Below are 15,475 nucleotides of genomic sequence, written 5' to 3' on the forward strand. Positions count from 1 at the left end.
CAGCTGTATGAAACTTGTGATTGGATTGTTAAGATGTGGCGCAATGAGGTCAGACCTCTGCCTTTTAAACCAAGGAGCCAGGATGAAACAGCCATTGAAACTGACGACTCGCCAGGGCGAACGGATTGCCGTCGTGGCGGGGCTGCGTACCCCCTTTGCCAAGCAGGCCACCGCCTTTCATGGCGTGCCAGCAGTCGATCTCGGCAAACTGGTGGTGAGCGAGATGCTTGCCCGTACCGATCTCGATCCCAAGCTTATCGACCAGCTGGTGTTTGGTCAGGTGGTTCAGATGCCGGAAGCCCCCAACATTGCCCGCGAGATCGTGCTCGGTACCGGCATGAGCGTCAATACCGATGCCTATAGCGTCTCCCGCGCTTGCGCCACCAGTTTTCAGGCGGTGGCCAACGTCACCGAATCCATCATGGCCGGTACCGTAAACATCGCCATCGCCGGTGGTGCGGACTCCTCCTCCGTGCTGCCCATCGGAGTGAGCAAGAAGCTGGCCCGTGCCCTGGTGGATCTCAACAAGGCGCGCAATCTGCAGCAGCGCTTCAATATTCTGCGTCAGCTGCGGGTCAAGGATCTGCTGCCGGTACCGCCTGCCGTGGCGGAATATTCGACCGGTCTCTCCATGGGACAGACCGCCGAGCAGATGGCCAAGAGTCACCAGATCAGCCGCGAGGCGCAAGATGCGCTGGCTCATCGCTCCCACACCCTGGCCGCGCAGGCTTGGGCTGATGGCAAGCTCAGCGGCGAGGTGTTTACCGCCCATGTGCCGCCTTACAAGTCACCGCTCGAGCGGGACAACAATATCCGTGAAAGCTCGGATCTCGCGAGCTACGCCAAGCTCAAGCCGGTGTTTGACAGGGTTCATGGCACAGTCACTGCAGCCAACGCAACCCCGCTGACCGATGGCGCCGCTGCCGTGTTGCTGATGCGGGAAGGTCGGGCGAAAGAGCTGGGCCTCGAACCGTTGGGTTATATCCGCAGCTTCGCCTTCTCGGCCATCGATGTGTGGCAAGACATGCTGATGGGGCCCTCCTACGCTACGCCGCTGGCGCTGGACAGAGCCGGTATCACGCTCGGTGATCTCACTCTGATCGACATGCACGAAGCCTTTGCCGCCCAGACGCTGGCCAACCTCAAGATGTTTGCAAGCCACGAGTTTGCCCGTGGCAAGCTGGGCCGCGATCAGGCCATCGGCGAGGTGGACATGGAGAAGTTCAACGTCCTCGGTGGTTCGCTGGCCTATGGCCACCCCTTTGCCGCGACCGGTGCGCGGATGATCACCCAGACCCTGCACGAGCTGCGTCGTCGCGGTGGGGGACTGGGGCTCAACACCGCCTGCGCGGCGGGTGGATTGGGCGTGGCTATGGTGTTGGAGGTTGAATGATGAGCGCTAAGACTTTTTCCCTGGATGTTCGCAAAGATGGCATCGGTATCCTCACCATGGATGTGCCGGGCGAGAGCATGAATACCCTCAAGGCCGCCTTTGTGGAGGAGATCCGCTCCGTACTGGCCGAGGTGAAACGCAACAAGGATTTGATCGGTCTGGTGATCACCTCCGGCAAGAAGGACTCCTTCATCGCCGGCGCTGACATTACCATGCTGGCCGCCTGCACCAGTGCCAAGGATGCCGAGACCCTGTCGCGAGAAGGGCAGGAGATCTTTGCCGAGATCGAGGGGCTGACCATTCCGGTGATCGCCGCCATTCACGGCCCCTGCCTCGGAGGCGGGCTGGAGCTGGCGCTGGCCTGTCATGGTCGGGTGGTGACCGATCATGGCAAATCTGTGCTGGGATTGCCGGAAGTGCAGCTCGGTCTGCTGCCGGGCTCTGGCGGTACCCAGCGTCTGCCGCGACTTATCGGGGTGGCCAAGGCGCTGGATCTGATGCTGACCGGCAAGCAGGTGCGGGCCAAACAAGCCAAGAAATTGGGGCTGGTGGACGATGTGGTGCCGCCGTCCATTTTGCTGGATGCCGCCATCAAGCTGGCCAAGAAGGGCAAACCACGCCATCAGTTGAAACGGGATCTGCAGGGCAAGGTGCTGGAGACCAACAAGCTGGGTCGCAAGGTGCTGTTTGATCAGGCCCGCAAGGGGGTGAAAGCCAAGACCCGTGGCAACTACCCGGCGCCGGAGCGGATCCTGGATGTTGTGCGCATCGGCGTGGAGGAGGGGATGAAGGCCGGTCTGGCTGCCGAATCCCGTCACTTTGGCGAGCTGGTGATGACTGCTGAGTCTGCCGCCCTGCGTTCCATCTTCTTTGCCACCACCGAAATGAAGAAAGAGGTCACCTATCAGGGAGCCGAGCCGCGCAAGGTGGGCCACGCGGCCGTGCTGGGCGGTGGTCTGATGGGGGGCGGCATTGCGTTCGTCACCGCTACCAAGGCGGGCGTGCCGGTGCGGATCAAGGATGTGGCAAGCGCCGGGATCGGCAATGCCATGCGCTACAGCTATGACATTCTGGCCAAGAAGCTCAAGCGCCGTCACATCTTGCGCAGCGAATTGGAAAAGCAGATGAGCCTGTTGACCGGTACCCTCGACTACTCCGGTTTTCACCGGGTGGACATGGTGGTGGAGGCGGTGTTTGAAGATCTCGCGCTCAAACACCAGATGGTGAAAGACGTGGAGCGTGAGTGCGGTGAGCACACAGTGTTTGCCTCCAACACCTCTTCCCTGCCCATCAACCAGATTGCGGCAGAGGCGGCGCACCCGGAACGAGTCGTGGGGCTGCACTACTTCAGCCCGGTGGACAAGATGCCGCTGGCGGAGATCATCCCCCACGCTGGCACCAGTGCCGAGACAGTCGCCACCACTCTGGCCTTTGCCCGTGCTCAGGGTAAAACGCCTATCGTGGTGAAGGACGAAGCCGGTTTCTATGTCAACCGCATCCTGGCGCCCTACATGAACGAAGCTGCGCGACTGGTGCTGGAAGGGGAGCCGGTGGAGGTGCTGGATAGCGCACTGCTGGACTTTGGTTTCCCGGTTGGCCCCATCACCTTGCTGGACGAGGTGGGGATCGATGTGGGCGCCAAGATCTCCCCCATTCTCGAGAAAGAGCTGGGCGGCGAGCAGTTCCAGGCGCCCAAGGCGTTCGACAAGCTGCTGCAAAATGATCGCAAGGGACGTAAGAACGGCAAGGGCTTCTACCTCTATGGCAAGGCGGCACCGCGCAACAAGCTGACTGGCAAAGAGGGCAAGAAGACGGTGGACGAGAGCGTCTATGGCGTGCTCGGCATCAAGCCTTCTGCCAAGCTGGCCCGTCAGGAGATCGCCGAGCGCTGCGTGCTGCTGATGCTCAACGAAGCGGCCATGGCGCTGGATAGCGGTGTGGTGGCCTCGGCTCGTGATGGTGATATCGGTGCCATCTTCGGCATCGGTTTCCCGCCCTTCCTCGGCGGCCCGTTCCGTTATATGGACACGCTCGGGATCGATCATCTGGTTGGCCGTCTGGAGTATTACCAGAAGCGCCACGGCGACCGGTTCGCCCCCTGTGCCCGTCTCAAGGCGATGGCCGCGGAGCAGCAAACCTTCTACTGATAACCGCTGCAGAGTGACCGCAAGGCAAAGAGGCCCGCACACCATGCGGGCCTCTTTCTATGTTGTGGTTTGTTCGGGTTGTACGGCTTTGGCAGAGCTTATGCTGGCAGAAGCAACCGATTAAAAAACGGCCCACCGAAGTGGGCCGTCGAGATATCACGTCACGGGTCAGATCCCCGGTTTGCGCTCCGGGCAACGACCTATGATATCGGGCGGCAGATCACCGTTATCCTGCTCCAGCACTACATCAAACCCCCACAGCTGATGCAGGTGTTTGAGCACCTCATGGCGAGAGTCGCCAAGGGGAATGCGGTTGTGGGGCACATAGCGCAGGGTAAGGGAGCGATCCCCCTTCACGGCAACGTTGTAGACCTGAATATTGGGTTCCAGATTGCTGAGGTTGTATTGTGCCGACAGGGTATTGCGCACCTGACGGTACCCCTCGTCATTGTGGATGGCGGAGACCTTCAGATAGTTCTTCAGATCATCGTCATCAATGGCGAACAGCTTCATGTCGCGCATCACCTTGGGACTGAGGAACTGGCTGATAAAGCTCTCGTCCTTGAAGTTCTGCATGGCAAAGTGGAGGGTTTCGACCCAGTTGCTGCCAGCGTAATCGGGGAACCAGTATCTGTCCTCCTCAGTCGGGTTCTCGCAGATGCGGCGCAGGTCGGTAAACATGGCAAACCCCAGCGCATAAGGGTTGATCCCCGAGTAGTAGCGACTGTTGTAAGCCGGTTGATAGACCACATTAGTGTGGCTGTGCAGCACCTCCATCATGAAGCGATCGCTCAGCTTGCCCTCGTCATAGAGGTGATTGAGGATGGTGTAGTGCCAGAAGGTAGCCCACCCCTCGTTCATCACCTGGGTCTGCTTTTGCGGATAGAAGTACTGGCTGATCTTGCGCACGATGCGCACGATCTCGCGCTGCCAAGGTTCCAGCAGGGGGGCATTTTTTTCGATGAAATAGAGAATGTTCTCCTGAGGTTCGGCAGGGTAGCGTCTGTCCTCCACGCCGGCAGCTTTATGCTGCTTGGGGAGAGTACGCCACAGCTCGTTGACCTGAGTCTGCAGATAGTCTTCCCGCGCCTTCTGACGCCGTTTCTCCTCGGCCATCGAGATCTTCTGGGGACGCTTGTAGCGATCGACCCCGAAGTTCATCAGGGCATGGCAGGAGTCGAGCAACTGCTCCACCGCCTCGATACCGTGCTTCTCTTCACACTGGGTGATGTAGTTCTTGGCGAACAGCAGGTAGTCGATGATGGAAGAGGCATCGGTCCAGGCCTTGAACAGGTAGTTATTCTTGAAGAAGGAGTTGTGACCGTAGCAGGCGTGTGCCATCACCAGCGCCTGCATCGGCATGGTGTTCTCCTCCATCAGGTAGGCGATGCAGGGATCGGAGTTGATGACGATCTCGTAGGCCAGCCCCATCTGGCCGCGCTTGTAGTTGCGCTCGGTATGGATAAAGCGCTTGCCGAACGACCAGTGTTGATAGCCGATGGGCATGCCGACGCTGGAGTAGGCATCCATCATCTGTTCGGCGGTGATCACCTCGATCTGGTTGGGGTAGGTATCCAGCTTGTAGAAACGGGCGACCCGGGCTATCTCCTGGTGATAGGTCTCCAGCAGATCGAAGTTCCAGTCTGGTCCGTCATCCAGTGGCGCTACACGTTTTTCAGTTTCGATCATGTGACCTCCTCACGCCGCTTGTTTCTTGAACAGCTCGCGGAACACCGGATAGATATCCTCGACTTTACGAATATGCTCCATCGCAAAGTGGGGGAACTGGCTGGCTACCGACTCATATTCGTGCCACAGAGTCTGGTGGGCACGGGTAGTGATCTCGATGTAGGAGTAGTACCTCACCCTTGGCATGATGTCCCGCGCCAGGATCTCCCTGCACTGCGGTGAGTCATCAGCCCAGTTGTCTCCATCCGACGCCTGCGCCGCATAGATGTTCCACTGGTTGGCGGGGTAACGCTCGTTGATGATGTCGTTCATCATCTTGAGGGCGCTGGAGACGATGGTGCCGCCAGTCTCCTGGGAGTAGAAGAACTCGTGCTCGTCCACCTCCTTGGCCTGGGTATGGTGGCGGATATAGACCACCTCGACGTTCTTGTAGGTCCGGCTCAGGAACAGATAGAGCAGGATATAGAAACGCTTGGCCATCTCCTTGGTGGCCTGATCCATGGAGCCCGAGACGTCCATCAGACAGAACATCACCGCCTGACTGGAAGGGACGGGTCGTTTGACGAAGTTGTTGAATTTGAGATCGAAGGTGTCGATAAACGGCACCGCATCGATCCGTCGTTTCAGCTCCCTGATCTCCTTCTCGAGCAGGGCGATCTCGGCAAAGTGTTCGTTGGGATCGGTGGCCAGCAGGGCCAGCCGATCTTCCAGTTCATGCAATTGGCGTTTCTTGCCTGCTTGCAGCGCCATGCGCCGTGCCAGCGAATTTTGCAGGGAACGCACCACGTTGATGTTGGCGGGCACCCCGTTTGAGGTGTAGCCAGCACGGTAGGTTTTGACTTCCATCAGCTGATTGAGCTGGGTTTTCTGCAGCCTGGGCAGCTCCAGATCTTCAAACAGCAGATCGAGATACTCATCCTTGGAGATCTGGAACACGAAATCATCGGCCCCTTCACCCTGATTGGATGCCTGTCCCTCGCCGGAACCCTGTCCGCCGCCCCCTCCTTTGGGACGGTCAATCTTGTCGCCGGAGACGAACTGGTCATTGCCGGGATGCACCATCTCCCGTTTACCGCCGTGCCCCTGATGAAAATGGGGCTCGCCGATATCCTTGGTCGGGATGCTGATGCTCTCACCCTTGTCTACGTCCTGAATGCTGCGCTTGGAGACAGCATCCGAGACCGCTTGTTTTATCTGCTTCTTGTAGCGGCGGATGAAGCGCTGCCGATTGACAGCGCTTTTGTTTTTGCCGTTGAGCCTGCGGTCGATAAAATGCGCCATAACTCCCCCTTGAACAGTCAGGGTCAGGATGACTTGCGTACCCTGAGATACCATTCGGAGAGCAGTCGCACCTGTTTGCGGGTGTAGCCTTTCTCCATCATCCGTTCGACAAAGTTATCGTGCTTCTTCTGCTCCTCGGCCGAGGTTTTGCTGTTGAAGGAGATAACCGGCAGCAGCTCTTCCGTGTTGGAGAACATCTTCTTCTCGATCACGGTGCGCAGCTTCTCGTAACTGGTCCAGTTGGGGTTACGGCCTGCATTGTTGGCCCGGGCACGCAGCACGAAGTTGACGATTTCGTTACGGAAATCCTTCGGGTTGCTGATCCCGGCGGGTTTTTCAATTTTCTCCAGCTCGCTGTTGAGCGAAGCCCGATCAAACAGCTGGCCGGTTTCGGGGTCACGGTACTCCTGATCCTGGATCCAGAAGTCGGCGTAGGTGACGTAGCGATCGAAGATATTCTGACCGTACTCGGAGTAGGACTCGAGATAGGCAGTCTGGATCTCCTTGCCGATGAACTCCACATAGCGCGGGGTCAGATAGCCCTTGATGAACTCAAGGTAGCGATCGTGCAGCTCTTGCGGGAACTGCTCGCGCTCGATCTGTTGCTCCAGCACATAGAAGAGGTGCACCGGGTTGGCGGCCACTTCCGCGTGGTCGAAGTTGAAGACGCGGGAGAGGATCTTGAACGCAAAGCGGGTAGAGAGACCATTCATCCCTTCGTCCACACCGGCGTAGTCGCGATACTCCTGATAGCTCTTCGCCTTGGGATCGGTGTCTTTGAGGCTCTCGCCATCATAGACCCGCATCTTGGAGTAGATGCTGGAGTTTTCCGGCTCTTTCAGCCGTGACAACACAGAGAACTGGCCCAGCAGTTCGAGGGTACCCGGGGCGCACTTGGCCTCGGTCAATTCGCTGTTGATCAGTAGCTTCTCGTAGATCTTCACCTCTTCGGAGACGCGCAGGCAGTAAGGCACCTTGACGATGTAGACCCGGTCGAGGAAGGCCTCGTTGTTCTTGTTGTTGCGGAACTGCTGCCACTCGGATTCGTTGGAGTGAGCGAGCAAGATGCCGTCAAAGGGGAGGGCTGAGAGCCCTTCGGTACCGTTGTAGTTCCCCTCCTGAGTGGCAGTCAGCAGCGGGTGCAGCACCTTGATGGGGGCCTTGAACATCTCCACAAACTCCATCACCCCCTGGTTCGCTTTACACAGCGCACCCGAGTAGGAATAGGCATCGGCGTCATCCTGGGCGAAGTGCTCCAGCATGCGGATGTCGACCTTGCCGACCAGTGAGGAGATATCCTGGTTGTTGTCATCACCCGGTTCCGTTTTGGCGATGGCAATTTGATCGAGGATGGAGGGGTTGACCTTCTCCACCTTGAACTTGGTGATGTCGCCGCCAAACTCGTGCAGGCGTTTGGCCACCCAGGGGGACATGATGGGACGCAGGTAACGGCGCGGGATGCCGTACTCTTTCTCCAGGATCTCCCCATCCTCTTCGATATCGAACAGGCAGAAGGGGTGATCGTTGACCGGTGAGCCCTTGATGCGATAGATGGGCACCTTCTGCATCAGGGATTTGAGTTTCTCTGCCAGCGAGGATTTACCGCCGCCAACGGGGCCCAGCAGATAGAGGATCTGTTTCTTCTCCTCCAGCCCCTGGGCGGAGTGTTTGAGGTAGGAGACGATCTGTTCGATGGCCTCTTCCATCCCGTAGAAATCCTTGAAGGCGGGATAGCGTGCCACGACGCGGTTGGAGAAGAGTCGGCTCAGTCTGGGGTTGGCTGAGGTGTCTACCATCTCCGGCTCACCAATGGCGGTCAGCAGACGTTCGGCTGCGGAGGCGTAGCAGGCTTTGTCCTGCTTACACATATCCAGGAACTCCTGGATGGTATATTCCTCTTCTCTCGCTTTTTCATATCGCTGTTGGTAATGCTCGAATATGCCCATAACTTTGCCCTCGTTATAGTCGCTTACCCTGAAAAAAGTGGATGACTGCTTTTGTGTTGTGCGCTTTTAAAGCCTAGTCAACAGACTCCAGTAATCCATCACGGTTGATAGGTTAAATTCTGAAGAAACCTGCCCGATCCTTGTGCGGGGAGGGTCAGTCAACAACACCGCTATGTTACTGACTGTTAAATTATTTTTGCCACGATAGTGAGGTAAATGTCAAAGACATAAAAAATAAATGTTTATGGGAAACAGGGAACTTATTGCGAAAAGATTAAGGGGTTTGACGAAAGGCAATGGGGCTGCGGGTTGGCGGGGTTATGAATGAAAACGTCATTACGTGTGCGTCAACGTAAATCACTTTGCTTGGAGTTTTAGCTCTAATTTTTACATTGACGCTACATTTTGAGTGCCCTAGATTGGCGATGTGTGAGCAGCAAGACGCTTTAGCAAGAGAGTTGACTGTTGCCTCACCAAGCTCTGTTTAAGCACGTTTCCGTTGGCTTGACCCTCGCAACCGCGAGGGTCTTCTTTTTCTGCGTCTGTAAACGCTTGTTTCTGCTGGTGGCTATTGACGCCGCCAGCACTCACCTAGCAAGGGTAGGCTTGTTGCACGGCCGCCAGGACGCGGGCAAACGGGTGGGCGGCCAACTGGCCTGCGCCCGCCAGCGATTTGGCTTTGACCCGGCTGGTCAGCGGTGTGGCGATACCGCACAGGAAACGGGCCAGAACACGCGCATCCACCGAACCTGTCTTGGCAATCAGCGGATCGCACCAGGCGCGGATCCCCGCCTCGTTTGGCATGGTCAGTGAGGGCAGGGGCGGGAGATGCGCCACCTCGCCGCGACAAACCGAACAGTGGCCACAATGAACCGGCGCCACCTCATCGGCAAAATAGCGGGCGAGGCGGTGGCTCAGGCACTCACTTGAGGTGAAAAAGTCGAGCATGGCTTGCAGTCTTGCCAGCTCGCTCTGCTCTTTTTGCAGGAACAGGGCGTGCAGGGCTTTTGCTTCCTGCTCGTTGTCCCACCCCTGACGGGTGATCCGGTAGACCTCGGTCATCTGTTTGCTTTCAAGCTCGATCCAGCCTTGCTGCTGCAGGTAGTCGAGCGCCGCAACAGCCCGCTGTCGCTCTCCCTGATAGCCCTGCCAGAGGGCGTCAAAGTCCATTGTGCACCAGCTGCGGGCTTGCGGGGCACAGGCGAACAGCTGCTCCAGAAACTGGCGGCGTTCCGGATTGAAGCGGCTCACTATCTCGCCTTTATCCAGCACAAACTTGAAGCGGTAATCTGCGTAGTAGCTGTAGGCTGGGGTGATGATGCCCGCCATCTCCAGATAGACCAGCAGGGTTTTAAGGGGCAACTGGCGGATATTGGTGTCGTTGGATAGGCGCAGCAGGGTGAATTCCCACTCGTTCCCGCTCTGCTTGATGATGGCAAGGAGCTGGAGGATGGCACTCAAATCCGGCGTATCGCCGTAGACGAAGTTCTCCAACACCGGCAGCTGGCTCTGGTTGGCCAGCACGATACAGCGCGATGGTTGGCCATCCCGTCCGGCGCGGCCAATCTCCTGGCTGTAGTTCTCGATAGATTTGGGCAGATCGTAGTGAATGACCCGCCGGATATCCGCTTTGTCGATCCCCATGCCAAAGGCGATGGTGGCGACGATGCAATCCACCTTGCCCGCCATGAAGTCGTGCTGGATCTGGCTGCGCAGCGCCGAGTCGAGCCCGGCATGATAGGCGCGGGCGTTGATCCCTTCTCTAATGAGTTGCTCGGCGCAGGCTTCGGCGGTGTGTTGCAAGGTGACGTAGACGATGGTGGGGGCCGCCGGAGCGTTGGCCAGCTCCTGTGCGAGCCAGCTATCCCGCGCGTCGGGCGACAGGGGAATGACCGCCAGATCAAGATTGGGGCGGTAGAAACCGGTGACCACGACCCCCTCCGGCGCTATGCCGAATTTGGTCTGCATATCCTGAATAACCGCCGGTGTGGCGGTGGCGGTGAGCAGCAGCACCTGCGGGATCTTCAGATCATGGCGATAGCTCGGCAGCTTGAGGTAGTCGGGGCGAAAGTTGTGGCCCCACTCCGAAATACAGTGCGCCTCATCGACGACCAGCAGCGAGAGCGGTACTTGCTGGATAAAACGGCGAAAACGCTCGTTCTTGAGTCGCTCTACCGAAATCATCAGGATCTTGAGCTGTCCATCCAGCGCCTGCTGCATCACTCGTCGACTCTCCTCCGGGCTCTGGCTTGAGTCGAGGGTAGCGGCGCTTATTCCCTTGCTTTTGAGGAAGGCGAGTTGATCGTGCATCAGCGCCAGCAGCGGCGAGATAACCAGAGTCAGGTGAGGCAGGGCGAGGGCAGGCAGTTGATAACAGAGGGACTTGCCGGAGCCGGTGGGAAAGATGGCGGCGGCACTCTGACCTGCCAGCACCCGGCTAATCACCGCTTCCTGACCAGGCCTGAGTGCGGAGAAACCAAAATATTGGTTGAGCAGGGATGGGATCATGGCAAGGCTCCGCGGCAAATGGGTGATGATAGCACAGCGACACGGTCACGGGTGGCACAGGAATGGTCGTGAGGGTAAGGGCAGAGAGTGTCGATAAAACGTACAAAAATGGGTGGTTGCGCTGTGGTTAAGGTTTTGTTGCGGTTTTTTGTGATGGAAACGGGATATTTTTTGGTGAGTCTCTGGAAAAAAAAGATGGCGAATGGGATATTCCGTCATGCAATCCGGTGACTGGCGGATCGGCCCGACAGAAGGCTGGCCACAGACACCACATTCGGGCGACAGGGGTCTCCCGATGAGTGGTTGCAGACAGGACTCATGATTCATGCACTACGGTGCTTAGGGACTTTTTTGATGACACAACAACACCCCCTCCTTCGGCTGGTCAATAGCACCAGCCTGGTCAGCCAGATCCTGGTTGGTCTGGTATTCGGTATCTTGCTGGCACTGTTTGCGCCCGAGTGGGCGAAAACGGCAGGTCTGCTTGGCAGTCTGTTCGTTGGTGCACTGAAAGCGGTAGCTCCGCTGCTGGTATTCGTACTGGTGATGGCGGCCATCATTGGTCACAAGCAGGGTCAGAAGACCAATATTCGCCCGCTGCTGGCGCTCTACCTGTTTGGTACCTTCTCTGCGGCCGTGGTCGCGGTGATTGCCAGCTTCCTGTTCCCCTCCAACCTCCATCTGGTGGCCAATACTGCCGAGATCACCCCGCCCGGCGGGATCACCGAGGTGCTGCAGACCCTGCTGTTCAACGTGGTGACCAACCCGGTCAAGGCGCTGATGGATGCCAACTATATCGGGATCCTGGCGTGGGCCATCGGTCTGGGTATCGCCATGCGCCATGCCAACGAGAGCACCAAGGCGCTGATCACTGACCTGTCTCACGGTGTATCCGCCATCGTGAAAGCGGTGATCCGCTGTGCTCCGCTCGGGATCCTGGGTCTGGTTGCCTCCACTCTGGCAGAGACCGGCTTCGATGCCCTGTTTGGCTATGCTCAACTGCTGGTGGTGCTGATCGGCTGCATGCTGTTTATCACCTTTGTGGTCAACCCATTGATCGTCTTCTGGAAGATCAAGCGCAACCCTTATCCGCTGGTGCTGACCTGCCTCAAAGAGAGCGGCGTGACCGCCTTCTTTACTCGCAGCTCTGCCGCCAACATCCCGGTCAACATGGCGCTGTGTGAAAAACTGCGTCTGCCCAAAGATACCTACGCGGTCTCCATCCCGCTGGGTGCCACCATCAATATGGCGGGTGCCGCTATCACCATCACTGTGCTCGCCATGGCGGCGGTACATACCCTGGGGATGGAAGTGGACATGGCAACGGCCATTCTGCTCTCCGTGGTCGCCACCATCAGTGCCTGTGGCGCTTCCGGTGTGGCGGGCGGCTCCTTGCTGCTGATCCCGCTGGCCTGTAGCCTGTTTGGCATCAGCAATGACATCGCCATGCAGGTGGTAGCAGTCGGCTTTATCATCGGCGTGCTGCAGGATTCTGCCGAGACGGCGCTGAACAGCTCCACCGACGTGCTGTTCACCGCCGCTGCTTGCATGGCCGAAGATGAAACCCTGCTGGAACCTTCCGCGCTGCCCAGCAGCGAGGCGTGAGCCGGTAGCTCGATTTTTCGATTCAGCCCCTCTCTGTGAGGGGCTTTTTATATCAGCGGGCCTAAATGTGTTGAGGAGAGGAGTGCGCAAGAAAACATTCATTTTGATGAAATGTTTGGTTACAAATAGCCGACAGACAGTGCGGGTGCTGCCCCGTTAAAATAGCTGCGGAATAATAAGGTTCAGGCAAAAAAACGAGATTAAATAATGAAAAAAACTACGCTTTCGTGGGCAATTATTGGTGCATTAGGTTTGGTTGGTTGCGGTGGTGGTGGCGGAGATAGTGGTGGTGGTGGTACCACGCCACCGGAGCCGCAACCGAGGGCGCTGCCGGTGGCTGGCGTCTATCTCCCCGTCCTGATGGACGCTCAGGGGCAGTTAATCAACCGTCCGGTCAACGACAGTTATCGTGCGGTCGGTCTTGTCTATCCGGCGTCCACAGAGGGCACGGGTTGGGCGATGAACATTGCTGAGAAAAGAAGTGCCACAGTCAGCACTTATACCTTCCCTCAAGGCTTCTCTTCTCTGAATAAAGGTGAGGGTTACCCACTGACGTTGTCGTTGCTGGTGAACAAAAGCCAACCCAGTACCTTCGACTCGGCTGAGCAAAAGTCCAATACCAATGTCGATGGGTTGGTCAAGGTGGCGTCTGTGCCAGATACGGCGGGAAGCAGCCAGTCACTCTGGGTACTCGATTATCGACCCGTCAAAGCCAAAATCGATTCTGCACTCACTATTCAGAATTGGGGCGGCCAAGTGGCATTGCAGCCGATGGTCACTGCGCCTATCAACGCGGACTCCTGGTACAACCTTGGGGAGAGTGCACTGTTTCAAGATTTCAAAACCGAGCGCAGCAACAATGGCTTGGGGATCAAGCTGACCATCCTGTTTAAAGAAGGGTGTTCTGTAAGCGGTGAGACAGAGGCCAACACTCAAGGTTTGAACAAGCTGACGTTGACTGGTTGGAACAATCGGTCATGCAGTTTCAATACCTTGACAGGGCCTGCTGATATCAAAGAGGGAAAAATTTATGAGGGGCTCTGGGAAAAAAGGATGCGCGAATTTGCCGATCGCAACGCCAGTGTCACTGCATATCTGACCATGAAACCGGGTAGCAATGGTCAGAAAGACACCCTGGTGCTCGGTATTCCGGAAATCACCGGTATCACGCCGTTCCTGTTGGAAGCGCAACCACTCTAATCAGCCAGAGATAGTGCGTGTTTATCAAGAGATGCCAGTCGCTTACCCGACTGGCATTTTTGTTGGTCGAGGTTCGGTGCGAAGCCCTGAAACATCATGATGTGGTTGCCGGATAAGGGTTGTTTCCTTGGTTGTTGTGTGAGTTCAGGTGCTGTGGCTGCAATAACTGCGTGATGAGTGGCAAGACTATTCAGGACGGGACAACGCAATAAAAAAAGCCAGCCGAGTGTTCGGCTGGCTTTTTGCTATCAGCGGCAGGTAGGGGATTAACCGACCAGCTGATAGAGGATGGCGGAGATGGCGATCATGCCCATGGTTGCAACGAAGACGTTGCTGATATGGCCCTGATATTTCGCCATAGCCGGTACGCGCTTGATGGCGTACATCGGCATGATGAACAGGATGGTAGCGATGATCGGGCCGCCCAAGGATTCAATCATGCCCAGGATGGAAGGGTTGGCAATGGCAGTGCCCCACAGGGTCAGGATGAAGAAGGCGATAATGAACATCTCGACTTTCTTGGCGTTCGGCTCTTTGCCGGACTTGCGCATGTTCTGCACGATCATCCCTTTCAGACCTTCACGGGCACCCAGATAGTGGCCGAAGAAGGAGGATACGATGGCTACGAACGCAACCAACGGACCGAAGTAGGAGATGATGGGGCTGGCATGCTGGTTGGCCAGATAGGAGAGCACGGCGATGTTCTGGGCCTTGGCTTCTGCCAGCTGGGCCGGTGTCAGGCTCATGACGCAGGAGAAGACGAAGAACATCACGAAGCCCAGCAGCACCATGGCGGTACGCTTGAGGATGGCATCGGCTTTCTCGACAGCCTGATCACCGTGGTCGCGGCGCTGGGCCAGAGAGAAGCTGGAGATGGCCGGGCTGTGGTTGAAGGAGAAGACCAGTACCGGGATGGTCAGCCACAGGGTAGTGGCGAAATCCTTGGCAGAGGGCACTTGCTCCAGCGCCGCGCCGGTCCAGTCCGGAATGAGGTACAAAGAGATACCGGCCAGAATGGCGATCAGCGGATAAACCAGCAGCTCGGTCACTTTCAGCATCAGCTTTTCACCGGCCAGCATCACCGACATCATGCCCATGATCAGCACGATGGAGAGGATCCAGCGCGGCGGGGCACTCATCTGCAGCTGGTTGACCATGAAGCTTTCGACGGTGTTGGTGATGCCCACGCCGTAGATCAGCACGATGGGGTAGATGGCGAAGAAGTAGAGCAGGGTGATTAATTTACCAGCACCCACGCCAAAGTGTTCTTCCACCACTTCGGTGATGTCTGCATTTGGCTTTTTGGAGGAGAGCACGAAGCGGGCCAGGCCACGGTGGGCCAGATAGGTCATGGGACCTACCAGCAGCGCCATGACGACCAGCGGCCAGAAACCGCCCATACCCGCGTTGATCGGCAGGAACAGGATCCCCGCGCCAACTGCGGTCCCGAACAGACTGATGACCCAGGTAGAGTCGCGTTTTTCCCAACGAGTGGTTTGAGTAGAGCGGATCCCTTGCTCTGTTGACGCCGCAACTCCCTGCGTGCCAGTGATTGTGTTTGACATCTATCTCACCCCGAATGTGTGGTTCTTATTAAGTCGGCGCAAGGATACGGTTTTTCTAATCAAAAATGTTGATCAAATTCATCTTTACGGCACGAAAAACCGCACTTTCTTATGGAAATGTGATCAAAACAAGAAAAATTC

General features: G+C 57.2%; 9 protein-coding genes. 4 read left to right on the plus strand and 5 right to left on the minus strand.

The window, feature by feature from the left end; genetic code table 11:
• The first annotated feature begins 82 nt into the window (after positions 1–82).
• Together fadI and fadJ are read left to right on the plus strand one after the other, a co-directional pair.
• On the plus strand, positions 83–1,393 hold the full coding sequence (gene fadI / locus I6L34_RS21155; RefSeq protein WP_058058197.1) for an acetyl-CoA C-acyltransferase FadI: 1,311 nt from the start codon (positions 83–85) through the stop codon (positions 1,391–1,393).
• The gene (gene fadJ, locus I6L34_RS21160; RefSeq protein WP_216956969.1) at positions 1,393–3,540 is read left to right on the plus strand and encodes a fatty acid oxidation complex subunit alpha FadJ; all 2,148 of its coding nucleotides are present in this window, start codon (positions 1,393–1,395) and stop codon (positions 3,538–3,540) included. Before fadI ends, fadJ begins: the two co-directional genes overlap by 1 nt.
• 168 nt (positions 3,541–3,708) lie before the next feature.
• Here the strand turns inward: fadJ and I6L34_RS21165 are convergent, their stop codons facing one another.
• From I6L34_RS21165 to I6L34_RS21180, 4 genes are all read right to left on the minus strand, one after another.
• The gene (locus I6L34_RS21165; RefSeq protein WP_216955294.1) at positions 3,709–5,229 is read right to left on the minus strand and encodes a SpoVR family protein; all 1,521 of its coding nucleotides are present in this window, start codon (positions 5,227–5,229) and stop codon (positions 3,709–3,711) included.
• Between the two features lie 9 nt (positions 5,230–5,238).
• Positions 5,239–6,510: a YeaH/YhbH family protein gene (locus I6L34_RS21170; RefSeq protein WP_005360363.1), complete on the minus strand. Its 1,272-nt coding sequence runs from the start codon at positions 6,508–6,510 to the stop codon at positions 5,239–5,241.
• Between the two features lie 23 nt (positions 6,511–6,533).
• Complete coding sequence (locus I6L34_RS21175) at positions 6,534–8,456, minus strand: PrkA family serine protein kinase (protein ID WP_005333223.1); 1,923 nt, start codon at positions 8,454–8,456, stop codon at positions 6,534–6,536.
• A gap of 591 nt (positions 8,457–9,047) precedes the next feature.
• Entirely contained in the window at positions 9,048–10,964 is a 1,917-nt protein-coding gene (locus I6L34_RS21180; RefSeq protein ID WP_058058195.1) for an ATP-dependent DNA helicase RecQ, read from the minus strand.
• Positions 10,965–11,318: 354 nt separating this feature from the next.
• Between I6L34_RS21180 and sstT the strand changes: the two genes are divergently transcribed.
• Together sstT and I6L34_RS21190 are read left to right on the plus strand one after the other, a co-directional pair.
• Positions 11,319–12,569, plus strand: a complete 1,251-nt coding sequence (sstT, locus tag I6L34_RS21185; RefSeq protein ID WP_216955295.1) for a serine/threonine transporter SstT — start codon at positions 11,319–11,321, stop codon at positions 12,567–12,569.
• A gap of 207 nt (positions 12,570–12,776) precedes the next feature.
• Positions 12,777–13,769, plus strand: a complete 993-nt coding sequence (locus I6L34_RS21190; RefSeq protein WP_021230165.1) for a hypothetical protein — start codon at positions 12,777–12,779, stop codon at positions 13,767–13,769.
• A 266-nt stretch (positions 13,770–14,035) separates the two neighbouring features.
• Here the strand turns inward: I6L34_RS21190 and I6L34_RS21195 are convergent, their stop codons facing one another.
• On the minus strand, positions 14,036–15,334 hold the full coding sequence (locus I6L34_RS21195) for a serine/threonine transporter (RefSeq protein ID WP_216955296.1): 1,299 nt from the start codon (positions 15,332–15,334) through the stop codon (positions 14,036–14,038).
• Positions 15,335–15,475: the final 141 nt, after the last annotated feature.

Source organism: Aeromonas sp. FDAARGOS 1404 (assembly GCF_019047085.1).
Taxonomy (GTDB): domain Bacteria; phylum Pseudomonadota; class Gammaproteobacteria; order Enterobacterales; family Aeromonadaceae; genus Aeromonas; species Aeromonas veronii.